This window comes from Mucilaginibacter sp., assembly GCF_964263795.1.
Lineage (GTDB): Bacteria > Bacteroidota > Bacteroidia > Sphingobacteriales > Sphingobacteriaceae > Mucilaginibacter.
In genome coordinates, this window is record NZ_CAXVWK010000102.1 from 1 (window position 1) to 17,344 (window position 17,344).

Genomic DNA, 17,344 nt, shown 5'->3' on the forward strand with positions numbered 1-17,344 from the left:
CGCCGTTTTGCGGATAACGATCTTAGCAGTTTCGGCGTTTGAGGAGATGCAGGCCAAAAACTTCTCGGGCCGTGACTTGACCTGTTTTGGCACTTCAATATTAATCTTGCGCTCCAGGTGGTGTGCAACCTCTTTTAAGGCTATCTCCCGTAACTGGAGGATCTTTTCGTTCCGGAAAAAATTCTTTAGAGCGGTTTCTACTTTTGCCTTATCATAAATTTTCCCGTCTTTAAGCCTGTCGATCAGTTCGTCTGCTGTAAGGTCGATGTTGACGATCTCATCGGCAACCTCCAATATTTTATCGGGCACACGTTCAGTAATGGGGATGCCGGTAATATCTTCAATCTCTTCGTTCAGGCTTTCCAAATGCTGAATATTTACCGCGGTGATCACGCTGATACCGGCTTCTAAAATGTCCTTTACATCCTGCCAGCGCTTACTGTTTTTACTACCTTCAATATTACTATGTGCCAGTTCATCAACTATCACCACTTCGGGGTGACGGTTGATGATGGTCTGCAGATCCATTTCTTCCAGTTCTTTGCCTTTGTAGAATGTTTTGCGTCGTGCGATAAAGGGCAAACCGCCCAGCAAGGCGTGGGTTTCTGCCCGGTTATGTGTTTCAATATAGCCTATCTGGATGTCTATATTATTTTTGAGCAGCGCATGGGCCTCCTGCAACATTCGGTAAGTTTTGCCTACACCGGCACTCATGCCGATGTAGATCTTCAGCTTACCGCGCCTGCTTTTTTTGACAAGATCGATAAAATCTCTTACGGAGGTATCCTTATGCTGCTCTTCTTCCATGTTGATTAAAATGATACCGCGAAACTTGCCGTGATAAGCGGGTTGGTGCTGATGGGATTACCAAAACGTGTAAACACCTCGTCTTTACTGTCATAAACTTTTCCTTCTAAACGTATTAGTGCGTTAGATACCGGTGCATAATCCAGGTTCAAGGAATAACCCGTGGTTTTAAATCCATTAGGTGTCCCTGTCGCTATAAATACACCATTTTTATCTTCGTAGTATTCTATCCTGCCGGCCATTGCCCATTTGCTGGCCAGCTGGTAACGCGCTACGGCTACCGGCGAAAGCACGTGGTAATATCCGCTGCTGTTTTTGGTTTGTTGCTGCGAGCCATAATCAAAGCCTAAAGTTAAGCCCAACGCATTGGTTACCTGGAATATACCATAAAAATTATTGTAAAAACGTTTTACGCCAACAGAATCGGCACCTTCAATACCCAAGTAATTGCTGTAATTTAACGTGATACTGCTCGATGGCTTGTAAGTTATCTGTACACCACCGGCAGGTTTACTATTTGCATCCTGGCGCTGTATACGCTGCCAGCCGTTTAAATATAAACCTGACAAAGTTAATTTACCATCGTTTGTGGCATAAGTTAATTTTGCACCGGCTTCATAATAAGGTGTGTTTTCTGACGCGATGTTACGTGTAAGCACCCAGCAATCTTTTGACACAGCCCCTTCAAACCCGATATGTGAAGCAAAAACACCCGCATCCAGCCAAAGGTTGGCTGATTTAGAAAGCTTGACACCGGCGTTTGCTTCAAAAATATTTTTGAGCACGCCCGGCTCCGCAGCCAAATTTGCATTGGTGTAAGTACCTGCCATTAAAGCCACGTTTGCCCTTATTAAGCCGTTATCATAATTGGCCTTTATGAAGCCCAGGTTAAGGTTAACCTCATTATGTCGGTTATGAGAGTAAACAAAACCGGGCCGTGTATTATTAGTCGGGCGGTTAAAATCAAATCCGTAATAGATCTCTGCATACCCGCTAATAGTCAGGTTATTGGTTTTAGTACTGTCTTGTGCCTTTACTGTTACTGCAGCCAACAAGATTGCTGCACTGAATAGAATTTTTTTCATGTTAGGGTAGATAGTTCCTGCAGCAAAAGCTGCAGGGGATAGTATATAGGTAGAATTAGGGTCTTTTATTTTTTAAGTTCATCCAGTGCAACATTCAATTTCAGCACATTCACTTTAGCCGGGCCAAACATGCCCAGCAGGGGTGCTTCTGTTTGCTGCGCAACCAGGTCTGTTACTTTTTGAACGGATAAACCACGGTTATCCGCTACCCTCTTGATCTGGATCTTTGCAGCAGCCGGCGAGATATCCGGGTCAAGGCCGCTGCCTGATGCGGTTACCATTTCGGCAGGGATATCCGAACGTTTCAGGTATGGGTGATATTTAAGCAGTGTATCAATACGACTGCTTACATCCTTTAGATAGTCGGGATTGCTCGGGCCTTTGTTTGAACCCGCTGAACCGGCTGCGTTGTAACCAACTGCCGACGGCCTTCCCCAAAAGTATTTGGGCTGGGTAAAACTTTGGCCTTCGTTGGCATAGCCAACTACTTTGCCGTTTACCACGATGGTTTCGCCGTCGCCGTGGCCTTTGGCTAACTTGCCGGCAAGGGAAATAGCTACCGGGTATACCACGCACAGGATCAGCGTTAATACCAGGGTGATGCGGATGGATTTGATGATATTTGATTTCATGATCGTTGTTATTAAAAGAATAAGGAAATAAGCAGGTCGATTAATTTGATGCCGATAAATGGTGCGATCACACCGCCCAAACCATAAATGAGCAGGTTGCGGCGTAACAGGGCACTGGCACCGATCGGTTTGTATTCTACCCCTTTAAGTGCCAATGGTATCAGCACCGGGATGATGATGGAGTTAAAGATCACGGCAGACAGGATCGCGCTTTCCGGGCTGTGCAGGTGCATGATATTAATAGCCTGCAATGCCGGGATGGAAGCAATGAACAGGGCCGGAACGATGGCGAAGTATTTAGCCACGTCATTCGCGATAGAAAATGTAGTAAGGGTTCCGCGGGTAATCAGCAATTGCTTGCCGATCTCCACGATCTCGATCAGCTTGGTCGGGTCGTTATCCAGGTCCACCATGTTACCGGCTTCTTTTGCGGCCTGGGTACCACTGTTCATGGCTACACCCACATCGGCCTGTGCAAGCGCAGGGGCATCATTGGTACCGTCGCCCATCATAGCAACTAAACGGCCTTCCTGCTGTTCATGCTTGATGTAGTTCATCTTGTCCTCCGGCTTGGCCTCAGCAATAAAATCGTCCACACCGGCTTTCTCCGCAATGAACTTGGCGGTAAGCGGGTTATCGCCGGTAACCATTACCGTTTTGATCCCCATTTTACGCAGGCGCTCAAAACGTTCGGCAATGCCGGGCTTGATAATGTCCTGCAATTCCACAGTGCCCAGCACTTTTTCATTTTGGGAAACTACCAGCGGCGTACCGCCATTGGATGCAATTGTTTTTACACGGTCTTCCACATCTGCCGGGAATGGGTTACCCGCATTTACAGATAAGTTGCATATGGCATCAAACGCGCCTTTGCGTATCCGCAGGCCATCAGGGGTATTGATACCGCTTGAGCGGGTCTCGGCAGTGAATTTGATGAATTCGGCCCCGGCAGGCGCACTGGTTGCAATGCTCATATTACTTTGCGCGGCCAGTTCAATGATAGACTTTCCCTCGGGTGTTTCATCTGCAAGCGATGACAGCACGGCGGCACGCACCAGGTCGTCCGGCAGGATATCCAAAGCAGGCCAGAAGTGGGTGGCTTTTCGGTTCCCGATGGTAATGGTACCGGTTTTATCCAGAAGCAATACGTCGATATCGCCCGCGGTCTCTACCGCTTTACCCGATTTGGTGATCACGTTGGCACGTAGTGCCCTGTCCATCCCGGCAATACCGATAGCCGATAAAAGGCCGCCAATAGTGGTAGGGATCAGACAAACGAACAGCGATATCAGTGCGGCGATGGTGATCGGCGTATTGGCGTAATCTGCAAACGGTTTCAGCGTAACACATACAATAATAAAGATCAGCGTAAAGCTGGCCAGCAATATGGTCAAGGCGATCTCGTTAGGTGTTTTCTGACGGGACGCGCCTTCAACCAGCGCGATCATCTTATCCAGGAAGCTTTCGCCCGGCTCGGTGGTTACCGTTACTTTGATCTTATCAGATAATACTTTGGTACCGCCGGTAACCGAAGACTTGTCACCACCCGCTTCGCGGATGACCGGGGCGGATTCGCCGGTAATGGCCGATTCGTCGATCGTGGCCAAACCTTCGGTGATCTCCCCGTCCGTTGGGATAGTATCACCGGCCTCACATACAAATACATCACCTTTGCGTAGTTCATTGGATGATTTGCTGACGATACTGCCGTCGGGCAATAACACATTAGCCGGCGTTTCTTCGCGTGTTTTGCGTAAGCTATCCGCCTGAGCCTTGCCACGCGCCTCGGCGATGGCTTCGGCAAAGTTGGCAAACAGCAGGGTCAGCAGCAGTACGATAAATATGATCAGGTTGTATGCAAACGAACCCTGACCGGCATACAGTAAGCTGTAAACGCTCATGTAAAGCATCACCGCGGTGCCTACTTCCACGGTAAACATCACCGGGTTGCGCAGCATAACCTGAGGGTTCAGTTTGATGAACGACTCTTTCAATGCGGTTTGCACCAGGGCCGGTTCGAACAATTTATTTGATTTAGTTGTCATGATTATGATTATTTAGGCATAGAAAAGAATTCCGCGATAGGGCCCAAAGCCAAAGCAGGGAAGTAGGATAATGCATTTAAAACGAGGATCACTGCAAAGGTCATCAGCCCGAAGGTAACGGTATCCACTTTGAGTGTACCGGCAGATTCGGGGATGTACTTTTTCTGTGCGAGCATACCTGCTATGGCCACCGGGCCGATGATCGGCAGGAACCTGCCCAGGATCATGACGATGCCGGTAGATACGTTCCAGAAGATATTGTTATCCCCCAAACCCTCAAAGCCGGAACCGTTGTTGGCGTTGGATGAGGTCATCTCGTAAAGCATCTCACTGAATCCGTGGAAGCCGGGGTTGTTTAGCCATGCCGATGGCTTAACCGCCCAATCTGCATTGCCGTGATTGGTGAAGATATATGCCGCTATGGCTGTACCCGCCATGATCAGGAACGGACTCAATAAAGTGATCAATGCAGCAATTTTTACTTCCCGCGCTTCCACCTTGTGACCCAGGAATTCCGGGGTCCTGCCCACCATCAGTCCGGAGATGAACACGGCGATGATGAGGTAGATGAAATAGTTCAACACACCCACGCCGCAACCGCCGAAAAAGCCGTTAATCATCATGCCCAGTAACTGCCATAAACCAGTTAAGGCCATGGTACTGTCATGCATACCATTTACAGATCCGGTAGATACGATGGTGGTAAAGGTACTCCAAAAGGCGGTAGCCATAGGCCCGATGCGTACTTCCTTACCTTCCATAGCGCCGGTTGGCTGCGCTATACCCATTTGGGCAATAGCTGGGTTGCCGCCTGTTTCACTGCCAATACTTGGAATGAGCAGCAGCAGGGCGCCGGTCATCATCACCCCGAAGATCACCAAGCCCAGTTTTTTCCGGCGGATAAAGTAGCCGAAGCACAGCACCATGGCAACCGGGATGATCATCTGCGATACGATCTCGGTGATATTGGTAATGTAGTTGGGGTTTTCCAGGGGATGTGCAGAGTTGGCACCAAACCAGCCGCCACCGTTGGTGCCCAGGTGCTTGATAGCGATCATCTGCGCGGCAGGGCCGCGGGACACGTTTACGGTATCGCCCTGTAAAGAGATAAACCGGTCTTTACCAGCATAGCTGCTTGGCGTGCCGTTAAAAGTCAGTATCAGCGCTACCACGACAGATAAGGGCAGCAACAAACGGGTAATGGCTTTCAGGAAGTAGTTCCAGAAGTTGCCCAGATCGTTAGTGGTTTTATCACGAAATGCCTTGAACAGGCCCACAGCACAGGCAATACCGGTAGCTGCACTTACAAAGTGCAAAAACATGAAGATAAAGTGTTGTACCAGGTAGCCGGCACCGCTTTCGCCGCTGTAGTGCTGCAGGTTACAGTTCACCACAAAGCTGATGATGGTATTAAAGGCAAGGTCGGCACTCATGCCGGGGTTGCCGTCCGGGTTAAGCGGCAGCTTGTCCTGGTACATCAATACAAAAAAGCCGTAAACCAACCATAAAAGGTTGATGCACATCATGGCCTTTAAGAACTGTTTCCAGTTCATGGGTTCATTAGGGTTGATGCCGGATAGCTTATAAATACCGCTCTCTAACGGTTTCATAAAGTCGGTCCATACCTTTTCTCCGGCAAACATCTTTGCCAGGTATTTGCCTAGCGGGATGCCGATCAACAGCATCAGGCTGAAGGAGGCAACGATTCCAAATAGTTCTGTGTTCATCGTGGGTCAGGTTAAAAATTTTCAGGTTTCAGCAGCACATATACCATGTATAGAAATACTGCAACTGCGATAATAAATAGTGCGATCATATGCTTAGATTTTTTCGAACCAGTCGATAGATTTCCAAATAAACCACCAGCTGATTAGCATGGCCAAAAAAAGAAGTAGTGTCATCATTTGTTATTATTTTGACAGGGTATGCCAATAGCGATGCCGATTTTAAGAGACATGGTTAACTCATTGTAAATCAAGATTTTTAAATATTATGAATTTTATATCCAACAAAAAACCCTTCCATTTCGGAAGGGTTGATTATCATTTTAGAATGGAGAGACGTTAATATTTGGAGAATGCGGATAGGATTAAGCTACAGAAGTTATTACACGCTAAAGTTTACAAGCCGGGTAATTGGGTTAAACCCTTTCTTCTTATAATCAATGAATCTGTAGATTTTTATTTATAAATCACAACCCGTATTCGTCTATCTTTCGATATAAGGTAGTTAGGCCAATGCCAAGCAGCCTTGCAGTTTCGGTTTTGTTGCCTTTAGTATACGCCAGCACTTTAGCAATGTGCTGCTTCTCGATACTTTGCAAATCGAGAGATGAATTGTCGGTAGCAATTTGATTGTTAAATTGAGGAGGCAAAACATCGGGCGTTAAAAGATTGTCGGCTAGGATAACGGCACGTTCCATCACGTTCTTCAATTCGCGGATATTGCCTTTCCACTGGTGGCGCTTTAGCATAGTGCTGAATTCGTCGCTCATCTTCACCGGCTTACCCGCTTTATCTGCAAAAAATCTAAGGTAGTACTTCGCCAAAGGTTCTATATCTTCCTTGCGCTCGTTTAGCGAGGGGAGCGAAATGGTAAATACCGCCAACCTGTAATAAAGATCCGGCCGGAACCTCCCTTCTTCAGCTTCGACCCGCAGATCGCGGTTAGTGGCAGCCATAATACGGATGTTCACTTTTGTAGTTTGGGTATCGCCTAATTTGATAAAGGTTTTGCTCTCCAGCACCCGGAGCAACTTAGCCTGGAGGCTGAGGTTCATCTCGCCTATTTCATCTAAAAAGATACTGCCATGATGAGCCTCTTCAAACAAACCTTTTTTATCTTTATTAGCTCCGCTGAATGCACCAGCCTTGTAGCCAAAAAGTTCGCTTTCTAACAATTCGCCGGTAAAGCTGCTGCAATTGATCGCGACGAACGGCATCTGCCTGCGCTGGCTCTCGTAGTGGATAGCAGATGCAAAAACCTCCTTACCCGTACCGGTTTCGCCCAGTAAGAGCACCGTAGTATCGGTAGCTGCAACCCGGCGGGCAAGGTTTACCGCATCAGTTATCGGCTTAGAATGACCGATGATCTGCGCAAAGCTGTGTTTGGTGCTTACCTTTTTATCTGCATTGTAAGCGTTTTGTTGTACCTGCGCTTTTTCAACTGCCTGGTTTAGCAGGGGAATGATCTTATCGTTGTCGTCGCCTTTTACAATGTAGTTAAAGGCACCGTTTTTAATGGATCGCACACCATCAGTTATGGTACCATAAGCTGTGAGGTTGATAACTTCTACAAAGGGCTTTAACTGTATTATTGTTTTAACAAGGTCTACACCGTTTACATCAGGCAGTTTCACATCGCTTAATACTACCAGCACATCTTCTTTCTCTAAAAGCTTTAAACCTTCTTTGCCGGTAAATGCCTGCAAAACCTTAAAACCCTCTAAACCGATGATCCGCGAAAGCAGATCGTTCAATTTTTTTTCGTCGTCGATGATAAGTATAGTCGCTTGCATGTGGTACAAATAACGAAAAGTTGTATAACTAAGCAAAACAATATAAAAGCCGTGCTTAATAATTATCAAATCATGCCTTGTTAACTGCTTTCATGTTTAAGAAGAATGGCTTTCAGCTAAATCTTAAAGTTAACTTAACATTAGTACCTTACTTTTGCGGGGTAGATGATAACGCAGCAAATTTCAGATACGGAGCTACTGCTTCAACTTAAAAATGATAACCACGCTTCATTCGATTTGTTGTTTGACCGTTACTGGGAACGCTTATACCGGGCTGCACTTGCCCGTGTAGGCGACGTTTCCATAGCGCAGGATATCGTTCAGGAATTGTTTATAAAACTTTGGGAACGCCGCCATACTTTACACATCCAATCGTCACTTGAGAATTACCTGCTGAGCGCCACCAAGTTTAGTGTGATAAGCCATTTCCGTTCAAAGAATGTAAACGAAGTACGCCTTGACGATGCCTTGCAACGCGTGCATCTTTTGGAAACTTCCATTAACGAGAATGCCGGCTACTTTGAGTTAGAGGAAACTTTGGAGAAAACTTTAGGTAATATGCCGGATATGCTGCAAAAGGTTTATCAATTGCGTAGCGAAAATAAACCTGTAAAAGAAATTGCAGGCGAACTGGGCGTTGCCGAGCAAACGGTTAAAAATTATATAGGCGAGGTATCCAGGCGCTTACGCAGTGCTATAATCGAGCATCATCCAGAAAAACAGGTTACCTATCTTGCCTTCATCCTTGTCCTGCTTAATATATAGTTAACACAAAGTTAATTGTAATTATAAGTACCTCAGGCCCTTTTTAGCGACTTAATGCTGAAAACCCCAGAGGATGGACATTACACGATTCAGAAAAAAGTTGTCACGCTATCTAAACGGCACTGCTAACGAAACCGAAAGCGCCGTTGTAGAGGCATGGTACAAATCATATGAAAAAGCCGAAGGTGCTGAGATTACCGATAAGGAAAAAGCAGCGGTAAAAAACGCGATCCGCAAAAAACTTAACAATGCTACGGTTATACCCCTAAGGCCTCGCCGGACAAATCTTTACTTCCGCATTGCTGCTAGCTTTGTACTTATATTTGGCGCTGCGCTGTTTTTTTACTTCAATAAAAAATCCGCCGTTGCAGAAATTTACACCACGCTGCTTACCCGGGCCGGCGAGGTGAAGCAGATCACATTGCCCGATAGTTCGGTAATGTGGGTTAATGCGTTAAGCCGCGTTCGCATTCCCGCTTCATTCAACGGGTCTATTCGTAATATCCTGCTGGATGACGGCGAGGTATTTTTAAAGGTAAAGCATAATGACGCCAAGCCATTTCGCATTAGTACGGGCGCTTTACAGATACAGGTGTTGGGTACATCATTCAATGTAAATGCCTATACCACGCTAAAGCATATCAAAATAGCAGTGGCAACCGGCAAGGTAGGTATCAGTACCGGCGGCAAAACGTTATCCTTTTTAACACCCGGCCAGGAATTGGTTTTTGACAACCTAACTAAGGCGTATCACCAAAACAATATCAATATATCAGAAAGCCAAAGCTGGAAAGATGGCGACACTTATTTGGCCCAGGCCAGCTTCGATGAGTTAGCCCTGGTAGTTAAAAACTTGTTTGCTCTTAAACTTACAGCGGCAAATAAAGCGGTGTCGCAATACCAGTTCACCTTGCGCCTGCAGCGCAACAGGCCTGCAGATGACGCCCTTAAAGTGATCAGCTTAATACATAATACGCATTACAGAAGGGAGGGAAATGAAGTAGTGCTTTACTAAAAAAACCGGCTTCCGTTGCCGCGGAAACCGGCCAAAATTTAAGCAAACCAAGTTCTAACACATTGTTTGCCAAGCTCAGCAACTAATTACTTATTACAAAGCCAATCAAAAATATGAATTTTTATACACAGTTATGGAGGCAGTTTATGCGTATCACATTTCTAATTTTTTCCATATTAATTACGGGTCTGTTATCGGTACAGGCAACCGATCTGAATGCACAGGGCATTAATACCCGTATTGATATTTCTTTTGAACATGAAACACTATCTGCAGTTGTGAAAAAACTGGAAAAAAAGACAGATCTTATATTTGCCTATGATGAAGTTTACCTGAAACTTGCAGACAAGTTTGTAAAACCTGCCAGCTATAAGGGCCAAACTGTAGAGGCTATCCTTGCAGGTATACTTACCAACCAGGGCATTGGTTTTAAAGAACAGGGCGGCAACGTATTGCTTTTTAAACAAGCAGCCGGCAAAGTTACCGGAAAGGTTACCGACGATAAAGGCGAGCCGCTTCCCGGCGCAAGCGTACGTGTAGCCGGTACATCATTAGGTGCTACTGCCGATGTTAATGGCAATTACACCTTATCGTTGCCTGAGGGTAACTATACCCTTTCAGTAAGTTTTGTTGGTTTTAGACAGGCCGATGTAAATATCACCGTTGGGCCCGACCGTACAACCGTATCAAACATCCGGATGCTACCCGGCGCCATGTTGCAGGAAGTTACCGTAAGTTACGGTAAACAACGGGCCAGGGAAGTTACCGGTTCTATTGCTCAACTGGATGCGAAACAGTTAGATGACATGCCGGTTAATCAATTTGCCCAGCAGTTACAGGGTAAAATTGCAGGTGTGCATATTGCGCAAAGCAGCGGTCAGCCCGGCCGTGGTGTCGAGTTCAGGATTCGTGGTGCGGCATCTTTTTATGCCAGTAACCAACCGCTTTTTGTAGTAGATGGTATACCGGTTACCGGCAGTATCAACAACATCAACCCATCTGAGGTAGAAAGCTACAGCGTGTTAAAGGATGCATCGGCAACGGCGCTGTACGGTTCCCGCGCTGCAAATGGCGTGGTGTTAATAACTACCAAACATGCCAAACCCGGCGATAGCAAGGTTGAGTTCAACGCCAACTATGGCATCCAAAAAATACCTGGCGAACGTGTACCAAAAATGATGGACGCCCGCGGTTTTGCCCAGTTCATGAAAGAAAAGTTTGAGGATGCCCGTAAATACGAGCCCGGATATACAACTGCAACCCCTACCGAATATTTAAATCCTGAGCAATATGGCGAAGGAACCAACTGGTACAAATTACTTACCCGCACCGCCCCCATTCAAAACTATGATGTGACAGTTCAGTCCGCTTGCGAAAATTCAACATCTACCGTAATAGTGGGTTATCAGGAGCAACAGGGTGTGCTGATAAATACAGGTACAAAGCTATACTCGTTAAGAATGAACCAGGACCTAAGTCTGTTAAGTAACCGGCTTAAGTTAGGCTTTAACATTGCACCAAGTTACCGCCTTGATCATAACAACCGTTTGGGCACTGATGGTGTAGGTGGTTTATTTGAAAGGATTTTTGAAGCAAGTCCGTTGAAATCGCCTTATAACGAAGATGGCAGTTACAACCGGGATACTTATTCGCCGGGTATGGTGGCTTACATCAACCCGCTGGCTCAATTTAACCTAACTCAGGATGATTATAAAACAACCCGAATTTTAGGAAACGCCTATTTGAACTATGAGTTTATAAAAGGATTGGCACTAAAAACAAACTTTGCGGTTGATAAAGGTAACGAAAGTCGCAAGTATTACCAATCTGGCGTAGTTACCTCAACTATTGGCCAGGCTACAGGTATAAGCAGTTCCACAGATAACGGGTCATACACCGCGGAGGGTAACCTGGTTTACAACAAAACCTTTGCTAACAACCACAATTTAGAGGTGCTGGGCGGTTACTCTATCCAAAAATATAGTGGCTACGGTAACACGCTTACTGGCTTGGGTTTCCCTGATGACAACATACCTTACTTAACAGCGGCAACCAGCCTTTCAGCAGGAAACAGCAGTTATTCCTCTTACTCGCTTTTATCAAGCATTGCCCGCGTGAATTACAACTATAAAGGCAAATACTTATTACAAGGTGCTGTCCGCCGCGATGGTTCGTCACGTTTTGGTGCCGATCAAAAATACGGAACCTTCCCTTCAGTATCTGCAGGTTGGGTGGTGAGCGATGAAAGTTTCATGGAAAATGCCAAAGCTGTCGACCTGTTTAAGATCAGGGCCAGTTATGGTATTACCGGTAATAACTTTTTTGGTAATTACGAGGCACAGGCTACTGTAGGCAAGTACTATTACGCTGGCGATGGTGTTTCAACAGCAGGCCAAACAATTAACAGGTTGCAAAATGCCAACCTTCGCTGGGAGCGCAATAAGCAGTTCGATATCGGTTTTGACCTGTCGCTTCTTAAAAACCGTTTGAACATCACTTATGATTATTACCACAAGATTTCTGACGGATTAATCATGCAGCGGCCTATCCCAAGGGCATCAGGTTTCGGAAGCATATTGGACAACGTTGGCGTGGTTGAGCTATGGGGCCACGAGTTTTCTGTCAACAGCACCAATCTTACCGGTAAATTAAAATGGAATACCAATTTTAATATTTCCTTTGACCGGAATGTAATTAAGGATCTTGTCGACCCAGGCTTTATCCGCAGGAACAATACCGTATCATCAGATTATTTCCGCCAGCAGGAAGGTCACCACCTGGGCGAATTTTACGGCTTTGTTTTTCTGGGCTTGTACAAAGATGCTGCAGACCTTGCCAACTCGGCTAAGTACGGCACCGCATCTGATGTAGGTACCATTAAAGTGAAAGATATCAATGGCGATGGAGTTATTGACGATGTAAATGACCGCACCTTTATTGGAGACCCAACCCCAACTTTTACAGGTGGTTTAACCAATAACTTCGTTTACGGCAATTTCGATCTGAACATTCATATGGCTTATTCCGTTGGTGGACAAATCCTTAATGCAGCTAAATGGGCATACCAAACAAATATGGATGGATCGCGTGTAATGCTTGCCGCAGCTGCAGACAGGTGGAGATCGCCTGAAAACCCGGGCTCGGGTGTTTACCCACGTACCAAAACAGGTACTACCGCTATGGGCAGGCAGGTAAATTCCCAATGGCTCGAGGATGGATCGTACCTTTCGGTAAAAAATATCTCATTGGGGTACCGTGTCAACCTGAAAAACACGCTGATGAAAAGCCTGAGGGTTTACGGTTCGGTACAACAGGCATTTGTGATAACCGGCTACTCAGGCCTTAACCCCGAGATCAATTTTGCAGGCCAGGATCCAACCCTCGGGATCGGTGTCGATGAAAACGCTTACCCGTTACCAAGAACGTTCTCAATCGGCCTGTCGGCGACATTTAAATAGTAGATATACTTAAGATAAACTACATGAAAAAGATATATATAGTACTTGCAATGCTTGCTGTTTCGGTAACAGCCTGCAAAAAAGATTTCATCGATCTGGTACCAGAAGATTCATACACCGATGCAAACTTCTACAAAACGGCCGATCAGTTTAAACAAGCGGTTGTTGCGGCCTATGCGCCATTAAGGGATGTGCTGCTGAACGATTATTTTACCTCAGAGATGCACTCGGATAACACAATTTATCAGCCTTATCCAAGTAACCGGGGTACGGCCTATTTGTATCGTGAGCAGATTTCTGATTTCACCAACACACCTACCAACGATTACGCAAACGCCGTTTGGCAGCACTGCTATACCGGCGTATCGCGCACTAACATCGTTATAGAGCGCCTGGCGTCATCAACGATCGATGCAGCAGTAAAAGCCCCTATAGATGGTGAGGCGAAGTTCTTAAGGGCTTTTTACTACTTTAAACTTGTACGACTATACGGCGGCGTACCACTGTTCTTGAAAGAAGTTAAAGGAACCGACGATGCTTTTAAAAACCGCGCGTCTGTAGATGAGGTTTATACGCAAATAATAGCCGATGCAAAGGATGCCATTAATGAGCTACCTGTGCCGAAGTTTCCGCAATCGGGCGCAGCCACAAAAGGCTCGGCAACCATGTTGCTGGCCGAGGTTTACGCAACGCAAAAAAAATGGAGTGATGCCGAAACCTTACTTACTACCCTGGCCGGCATGGGCTACGGCTTAAACGCTAATTATGCCGATGCGTTTTCACCTACAAATAAAAACAGTAAAGAATCGTTGTTCGAAGTACAATACCTTAATGGTACTGTGTTGGGTACTACCCCTAACCCGCTTACCTTCCACTTTTTACCGAGAAGCACCAACACAACCATTGTGCTTGGCATCAACATTAACAACAGCTCTACAGGTGGCTGGAACACCCCAAGTCAGGATTTGATAAGCTCTTATGAAGCCAACGATAAACGCCTTGATGCATCAATCGGTATTGTAGAAGGTGCTTACAACGCAAGCGATCTGTTTGTTTATTCAGCTAACAAAAGTGTGCTTAACTATACGCCCGCAGCCGGGAAAGTAGGTGTGCCTTACATTAAAAAGTATGTGCATGCGCCGTTAACAACAACCTTAGGATCTAACGATAACTTCCCTATTTACCGCTATTCTGATGCCTTACTTCTATTGGCCGAGGCTCAGAATGAGCAGGGCAAATCACCGCTTACTGCGCTTAATCTGGTAAGGGCACGCGCAGGCCTGCCTGCTACAGCGGGTACCGGCCAAACGTCACTTAGGGATATTATAGCTCACGAGCGCCGGGTTGAGCTTGCCTTTGAAAATCACCGATGGAATGACTTGGTTCGTACCGGAAAAGCCATCGATGTAGTGAATGCTTTCGGCGCAGCTTTGCGTACAAAGGTTAACTACCTGGCACCAAATGCATACATGCTTACTCAAAATAAATTGTTGTTCCCAATACCGCAGTATGAGGTAGAACTGAACCCATCCGGGATGATTCAAAACCCGGGCTATTAATAGCAGTCCCGGCAGTGTGCAAACTGCCGGGTTCTTTTACATTTATGTTAATTAAAATGAAAAACAGAAGTAACCTTTTTGCCGCCGCCTTGCTTGCAGGGTTGTCTTTCTCGGCCATCAAATCAACCGCTTCGGTAGTGGAGTTACCACAATTAAGGCCGGTTGTTTTTATCGACACAGTGTTAAATACTCCGGGGGCCCCTGCAGTGGTTAACCCGGGTGACTTTGCGATAGCGGTGCTTCCTGATACACAATACTACCTGGCACAAGCACAACTTGGCGGTAACTTTGATATGTTTAAGGCACAGATAGAGTGGATCAGAAAGAACCAGGCCAGAGAGAATATTGCCTATGTTGCGCATATGGGCGACATAACCGAGCACGGCGATAACCCGGTAACGTCAAAATCAGAATGGTACCTGGCGAAAACAGCCATTTACGGATTAGAAAATCCGGTGAGTATTCCTTACGGCCTAACCGTAGGTAACCATGATCAGTTCCCATCGCAATATCCTGTTAAAGGCACTACAAGTGGTTACAACCAATATTTTGGAGTTAAACACTTCGAAGGTCGCCCCTACTACGGCGGGCATTATGGTGATAATAACGACAGCCATTACGATAAATTTACCGCAGGTGGTGTAGCTTTTATTGTTGTATTTCTGGAATTCGATTCGCATAACGAAGACCAGGCGAACCTTTATACCTGGGCTAACAAAATCCTGAAGGATAATGCTTCACGTAAGGCTATTGTGGTAAGCCATTCCATATTGCATTTTAACCCGGTTAAGGGCACTAACACACCACAAGCGCCCTTTAATGCGGAGGGCAAAGCTATATATGAAAGCTTGAAAGTTAACCCTAACCTGTTTATGATGCTCTGCGGCCACGTTGGTGATAATGGAGAGGGCTACCGTACAGACGTTTACGAAGGCCATACCATCAAAACGTTTTTGAATGACTACCAGAGCAGGCCGAATGGCGGTAACGGTTTGATGCGTTTGTATAAGTTCTCTGTGAAAAATAACCAGTTAAGCGTAAAGACCTTCTCGCCTTACGCAAAGGTTGAAGAAACCGACGGCGACAGTCAGTTTACTGTACTGTTGTTTGATAAGGCTGTTAAATAGAGTTACAATTTTAAAAGGCGGCACTAAGCTTTAACCAGCTTAACCGCCTTTTTTATGCCCTCTACAAAAGCAACAGCTATCAAGCCGGCCACTAAACCTAATCCAAATTCTTTTACTAGTAGCGGCAGGTTGGGTAGCACATGATGGAAATAAGGAATATTGTGTTCAAATATACCGCCTGATACAAGAATCAAAGCTATTGTACCTACCACACCAAGTATTTTAATAATGATTGGTAAGGCCTTTACCAAAATTGAGCCCAGTGTGCTAAGTATCCCTTTGTTATCAGCGCTTTTCATCAGCTTGTAACCGGCGTCATCCATCCGCACAATAAGGGCAACTATACCATATACGCCAATAGTGGCTAAGATGGCAACTACCGATACAGTGATAATCTGGATAGGCAAGCTGGCATCTGTAACAGAACCAAGTGCAATAATTACGATTTCCACAGAAAGGATAAAGTCTGTTGTTACGGCCGATCGCACCTTTGTTTTTTCGGCATCCGCAGCATTGGTTTCGTTTTCGACGACCACCGCCTGCGCAGCTTTTGGGTGATGAAAAAAATATTCTACTATCTTTTCTACTCCCTCAAAAGCAAGGTACACCCCGCCTAAAATCAACACCCAGGTAATGGCGCTTGAGAAAAAGGCGTTCAAAAGCAATGCTATCGGAACAATAATAATTTTATTGAGCAGCGACCCTTTAGTAATGGCCCATAGTACCGGCAGTTCACGCGACGACAAAAAGCCGGTTGCTTTTTCGGCATTAACAGCCAAATCATCGCCTAAAATGCCTGCCGTTTTGCGGGTAGCTACTTTGGCTGCTACTGATACATCGTCCATCAAAGCACCGATATCATCTAAAATTGCAAAGAAACCTGATGCCATATTAATTTTTAGAATACAAAGTATAGGCTAAACCGTGTACGCTGTGATAAGTTTTGGCAATATACATTACAACATATGATATTGTCATTATACGTTAATCCAACGGCTGTCTTTCGAACTAAATTTGAATGACAAACCGGCTTTTTTACCGAAATTTGCGTCATGAAAATCTTACTGCTTCCGGCTATCCTGTTATGCTTTTTAAGCACCACCGCACAGGTTTTAAGAAAGCGCACAACCAAATTGATGGGCAGCCGTTGGGACATAACCATCGTAGCAAAAGACTCGATAACTGCCGAACAAAATATTGATACCGTAATAGCCGAGGTAAGCCGGATAGAATATCTGATCTCTGACTGGAAACCTCAACCACCGGTATCGCTGGTCAATCAAAACGCCGGGATAGCGCCGGTAAAGGTGGATCGTGAAGTGTTTGATCTGACC

Annotated in this window: 14 protein-coding genes; 6 read left to right on the forward strand and 8 right to left on the reverse strand. The window is 45.7% G+C overall.

The window, feature by feature from the left end; genetic code table 11:
• The 7 genes from ACE5CV_RS16680 to ACE5CV_RS16710 all read right to left on the reverse strand — a co-directional run.
• Positions 1 to 807 (reverse strand): sensor protein KdpD (locus ACE5CV_RS16680; RefSeq protein ID WP_374951332.1); only part of this gene is annotated, 807 nt, incomplete at its 3' end.
• 5 nt (positions 808 to 812) lie between these two features.
• The gene (locus ACE5CV_RS16685; protein WP_374951333.1) at positions 813 to 1,892 is read right to left on the reverse strand and encodes a porin; all 1,080 of its coding nucleotides are present in this window, start codon (positions 1,890 to 1,892) and stop codon (positions 813 to 815) included.
• A gap of 65 nt (positions 1,893 to 1,957) precedes the next feature.
• Positions 1,958 to 2,524 carry a K(+)-transporting ATPase subunit C gene (locus ACE5CV_RS16690; RefSeq protein ID WP_374951334.1) on the reverse strand — a complete coding sequence of 189 codons (567 nt, stop codon included), beginning with the start codon at positions 2,522 to 2,524 and terminating at the stop codon, positions 1,958 to 1,960.
• An 11-nt stretch (positions 2,525 to 2,535) separates the two neighbouring features.
• Positions 2,536 to 4,569: a potassium-transporting ATPase subunit KdpB gene (kdpB, locus tag ACE5CV_RS16695; RefSeq protein ID WP_374951335.1), complete on the reverse strand. Its 2,034-nt coding sequence runs from the start codon at positions 4,567 to 4,569 to the stop codon at positions 2,536 to 2,538.
• An 8-nt stretch (positions 4,570 to 4,577) separates the two neighbouring features.
• A complete protein-coding gene (kdpA, locus tag ACE5CV_RS16700) occupies positions 4,578 to 6,296 on the reverse strand; it encodes a potassium-transporting ATPase subunit KdpA (RefSeq protein WP_374951336.1) in 1,719 nt (572 codons plus the stop codon).
• Positions 6,297 to 6,307: 11 nt separating this feature from the next.
• Entirely contained in the window at positions 6,308 to 6,385 is a 78-nt protein-coding gene (locus ACE5CV_RS16705; RefSeq protein WP_374951345.1) for a potassium-transporting ATPase subunit F, read from the reverse strand.
• Between the two features lie 375 nt (positions 6,386 to 6,760).
• Entirely contained in the window at positions 6,761 to 8,086 is a 1,326-nt protein-coding gene (locus ACE5CV_RS16710; RefSeq protein WP_374951337.1) for a sigma-54-dependent transcriptional regulator, read from the reverse strand.
• Positions 8,087 to 8,251: 165 nt separating this feature from the next.
• Between ACE5CV_RS16710 and ACE5CV_RS16715 the strand changes: the two genes are divergently transcribed.
• The 5 genes from ACE5CV_RS16715 to ACE5CV_RS16735 all read left to right on the forward strand — a co-directional run bounded on the left by ACE5CV_RS16715 (position 8,252) and on the right by ACE5CV_RS16735 (position 16,010).
• Entirely contained in the window at positions 8,252 to 8,851 is a 600-nt protein-coding gene (locus tag ACE5CV_RS16715; RefSeq protein WP_374951338.1) for an RNA polymerase sigma factor, read from the forward strand.
• Between the two features lie 73 nt (positions 8,852 to 8,924).
• On the forward strand, positions 8,925 to 9,866 hold the full coding sequence (locus ACE5CV_RS16720) for a FecR family protein (RefSeq protein ID WP_374951339.1): 942 nt from the start codon (positions 8,925 to 8,927) through the stop codon (positions 9,864 to 9,866).
• Between the two features lie 113 nt (positions 9,867 to 9,979).
• The gene (locus tag ACE5CV_RS16725) at positions 9,980 to 13,324 is read left to right on the forward strand and encodes a SusC/RagA family TonB-linked outer membrane protein (protein ID WP_374951340.1); all 3,345 of its coding nucleotides are present in this window, start codon (positions 9,980 to 9,982) and stop codon (positions 13,322 to 13,324) included.
• Positions 13,325 to 13,347: 23 nt separating this feature from the next.
• A complete protein-coding gene (locus ACE5CV_RS16730) occupies positions 13,348 to 14,883 on the forward strand; it encodes a RagB/SusD family nutrient uptake outer membrane protein (protein WP_374951341.1) in 1,536 nt (511 codons plus the stop codon).
• Positions 14,884 to 14,939: 56 nt separating this feature from the next.
• Positions 14,940 to 16,010 carry a metallophosphoesterase gene (locus tag ACE5CV_RS16735; RefSeq protein WP_374951342.1) on the forward strand — a complete coding sequence of 357 codons (1,071 nt, stop codon included), beginning with the start codon at positions 14,940 to 14,942 and terminating at the stop codon, positions 16,008 to 16,010.
• 23 nt (positions 16,011 to 16,033) lie between these two features.
• Here the strand turns inward: ACE5CV_RS16735 and ACE5CV_RS16740 are convergent, their stop codons facing one another.
• Positions 16,034 to 16,900 (reverse strand): DUF808 domain-containing protein, encoded by an 867-nt coding sequence (locus ACE5CV_RS16740; RefSeq protein WP_374951343.1) that lies wholly within the window; start codon positions 16,898 to 16,900, stop codon positions 16,034 to 16,036.
• Positions 16,901 to 17,062: 162 nt separating this feature from the next.
• On the opposite strand from ACE5CV_RS16740, the gene ACE5CV_RS16745 reads away from it, so the two are divergent.
• On the forward strand, positions 17,063 to 17,344 hold a 282-nt coding region (locus tag ACE5CV_RS16745), incomplete at its 3' end, for an FAD:protein FMN transferase (protein WP_374951344.1).